At 53.9% G+C, this 3,374-nt stretch carries 3 protein-coding genes; 2 read left to right on the forward strand and 1 reads right to left on the reverse strand.

Features of this window, described 5'->3' with window-relative positions; genetic code table 11:
• Positions 1-344: 344 nt before the first annotated feature.
• Together AB2B41_RS23130 and AB2B41_RS23135 are read left to right on the forward strand one after the other, a co-directional pair.
• Positions 345-623, forward strand: coding sequence for a DUF4242 domain-containing protein (locus tag AB2B41_RS23130; RefSeq protein WP_367880187.1), 279 nt, complete (start codon positions 345-347; stop codon positions 621-623).
• Between the two features lie 187 nt (positions 624-810).
• Positions 811-1,584 (forward strand): SDR family NAD(P)-dependent oxidoreductase, encoded by a 774-nt coding sequence (locus AB2B41_RS23135; RefSeq protein WP_367880188.1) that lies wholly within the window; start codon positions 811-813, stop codon positions 1,582-1,584.
• A gap of 232 nt (positions 1,585-1,816) precedes the next feature.
• Here AB2B41_RS23135 and AB2B41_RS23140 read toward each other — a convergent pair whose 3' ends face one another.
• The gene (locus AB2B41_RS23140; protein WP_367880189.1) at positions 1,817-3,238 is read right to left on the reverse strand and encodes an adenylate/guanylate cyclase domain-containing protein; all 1,422 of its coding nucleotides are present in this window, start codon (positions 3,236-3,238) and stop codon (positions 1,817-1,819) included.
• Positions 3,239-3,374: the final 136 nt, after the last annotated feature.

A 3,374-nucleotide genomic window follows, 5' to 3' on the forward strand; every position in this document is an offset into this window, starting at 1 on the left:
CTGAGTACCGTTTCCGAGCCATTCTCTGTCCCCCTCTCTCGGCCATCGTAGTGGCCCAGTTCTAGGGGGGAAGGACACGGCGACTTCTTTGGCCGTCGCCGTTTCGCACAATTGAACGGCACTTGTGCTGTGTGATCTTTCCAAGAGTAAGCCCGCGAAGCGTTGACGTGGACCCTACGAAGCAGCCTCGCACTAAAGGAAACCTTTATTGCCACCAATGATATTATTGCTTGCTCTATTGAGAATAATCTGAAGACTCGTGTCTGGATGCTTGGAAAACGGAGCACTCTGAATACAATCAATTTTCAGAGAAAAAATACAACCATCTGTTTAAAAGGGGAAAAATGCCAAAATTTATCGTTGAAAGAAATGTTCCCGGTGCCGACAAATTGACTGCGGATGAACTGTGCGACATTTCGGCAAAGTCTAATTCAGTGGTCAACGGCCTTGGTGTGCCATACATCTGGCATCATACTTATGCCGCCGGCGACAAGCTGTACTGTGTTCACGAAGCGGATAGTGCGGAAGATATCTATCGTCATGCCAAGGAGGGAGGATTTCCAGCCGACCTCGTTTCGGAGATCAAGAACACTTTCGGCCCGGAAACAGCGAACCGTTCATGAATGTCCACGAGGCCTCGAAGCGGTCGCTGGCTGCATCTTGCTCGAATGACTGTGTTGCGGACGTTTTCAGAAAATCCTTTCAAAGTCTGAAAGTCTCAAAGGACAGCTTCAGAACAATTGGGCCGTCGAGTGACTTCAAGCGGCCTTTTGCATACCCTGACCTGCATTTTTGGAGGAAGAGCCTATTATGGACATTTCCGGAGCGGTTGCATTTGTCACGGGTGGCAGCGGCGGGCTTGGTTCCCGTATCTGCACCCTCCTCTCTGACGAGGGTGTGTGCGTCGCGATCGGTTTTCATCACGGTGAAGAACGAGCAGAAGAGGTCAAGCAACGCATTGAGGCTGCCGGTGGTTCGGCGTTCACCATTCAGGTGGACCAAACGGACCCCCATTCAATTGAGAGTGCAGTATCCAAGATCGTCACCGATCAGAGGTCATTGGACATAGTTGTAAACAACGCAGCAATTGCGTCCGGCGGACACTCGATTGAACTCGGAGACCTTGACGCGTTCACCCCTGCTATCTGGGACGAAATGATGGCCGTGAATGTAAAGGGGCCATATCTAGTCACTCGGGCGGCCGCGTCTCACTTACGGGTCTCGAAATGGGGTCGCGTAGTGAACATTGGCTCTACGCTCGGTCATGGTGACTGGTATCAGGACCGGATATTTGCTCCCAGCAAAGCAGCAGTCATCCCGCTCACTCGGTTCCTTGCCGCAGCTTTGGCGCCAGATGTCACGGTAAACTGTGTTGCACCGGGGCTGATGGTGGAAACTGCGTTGGGCGGTGGTGGCCCCAAACCGGGTGCAGATAATGAAGTCTACGATATGTGGCAAAACAGGGCCGCCCTGAAGAGTTTTACCGAGATCGACGATGTCGCGTCTCAAGTCATTTATCTTTGCAAATCAAGTACAATAACAGGTCAGAGCATCGGAATAGATGCTGGCGTGCACTTCCACTAAGACAGAAGTCAGACATTGCTCGCCGAAAGATCAGGGACTGCTTCGGGCTCGTTTGGGTCATCCGAGTCTTTTCATCAGATGACCGCAAAGCTGCCGTCACCGGCCACTCATGACTGGCTCGCGCCGCGGCAACGTCCGTTTTCGCGCTGCAACGACCGCCTTTGCCAACACCGGCCACTCGTTTTGACTGCGTCCGATGTCTCAGAAGCGGGACAAAGCGCACCTTCTACGCCTAAGTTACAGCGTATAAGTCCCAGTCTCCGGGAAGCCCTTTGAATTGGTGGGAACCCGCAGGTGCAAACTCCAAACCTGAGCCTGCGGTCAGGTCACGAACGAGCGATGAAACGAAGCAAGCTCCACCTGGTGTCACGTCCAATATTCTTGCGGCAACGTTGACAGCAACTCCTGAGATGTCCTTGCCGCGCCGCTCGCATTCTCCTGTATGCACACCGGCGCGGATCGAGAGGTCTAATAAGGACGCTTCCTGTTTCAGGTTTTTGGCACAGGCGACTGCACGGCTTGGACCAGCGAATGTAGCCAGGATCCCGTCCCCCATGGTCTTGATCAGTGTTCCTCCATGCCGCGCAACGACGCGGGCTGCTGCTATGTCATGGGCATCGATGATTTCGCGCCATCGCGCGTCACCCATGCGAACTGTGGCGCTGGTAGAACCTTCGATATCAGTCATCAGTATCGTCGCCAGTATGCGGTCGGAGACTTCAGCATTCGTTACTTCGGAAGCAAAGGCGATAATCTCGTCAGCGACCTCATCGACGTTGCCAATCCATGGCAAGTGGTCCTCTCGCTCAAGTATCTTCAAGCGACTTCTGGGAAGCGTTTCGGCTATGAACTCCGCCTCTTCCAAAGTAACAACACGATCACCTCTCGAATGAAGAACAAGAGAAGGCGCCTGCACGGATGGGAGAATAGGGCGAATGTCCAGTTCGTAATTCAGCCGCGTAATGTTGACTGCCGTGCTCGGGCTGCCTGACTGAACGAATAGCCTGTTGTTGAATTCGATTTCATCTTCATCCGTTGCGACAGATGGTGCCCTCAAAGCTAGGAAATCCCGGAAATCCCCCCAGTTTTCACCCAACAGTTTTACCATGCTTTCGAACTCGGCACGCCTGAAGCCAAATGGCCAGTCCGGCTTCCATGCGCGGCAGGCGTAGCATCCAACCAATATGATGCTGTTCACACGTTCGGGGTAGATTGCCGCGAACATGGTGGCCATGTTCGCGCCCTCACTGACGCCGAAAATTGACGCCTTGTCCGACCCCGCGGCCTCCATGACGGCGCGAATGTCGTCGGTACGTTGTTCGAGTGTGGGTGCACCTACGTCCCGGTCAGACATCCCGGTGCCGCGTTTGTCGAAAAGGATCAGGCGATAGTGCTCTGCAAGTCGCGACAGCAGCCGATTGTAGCCTGCGTGCTCCCATATGATATCGATATTGTGGAGCCAGCCGGATGCGTAGATGAGATCAGTCGGGCCGTTGCCTACCACCTGGTAGGCGATAGCGACGTCCCCAGCGGAGGTGAAAAGTGTGCGCGGCTTCTTCATGGATGCCCCCAAGACATGATCTGTGTCCGACATGTTGATCATAGAAACAATCGAACAGGCAACCATCGCACGCCTTTGTTCACCGGCTACCATGGGCCGCTTCGGGCTCTCCTGAGACATCCGAGAAAAATGGTCGGATGTCCGCAAAGCGTCGGATGCTGTTGAAAAAGTCGACCGGGGATTTCGTTTGAATTGATGGCCGAACGGTTTCTGCCCGGCTCTTCACACC

The organism is Sulfitobacter sediminis, from assembly GCF_040811725.1.
Lineage (GTDB): Bacteria > Pseudomonadota > Alphaproteobacteria > Rhodobacterales > Rhodobacteraceae > Sulfitobacter > Sulfitobacter sediminis.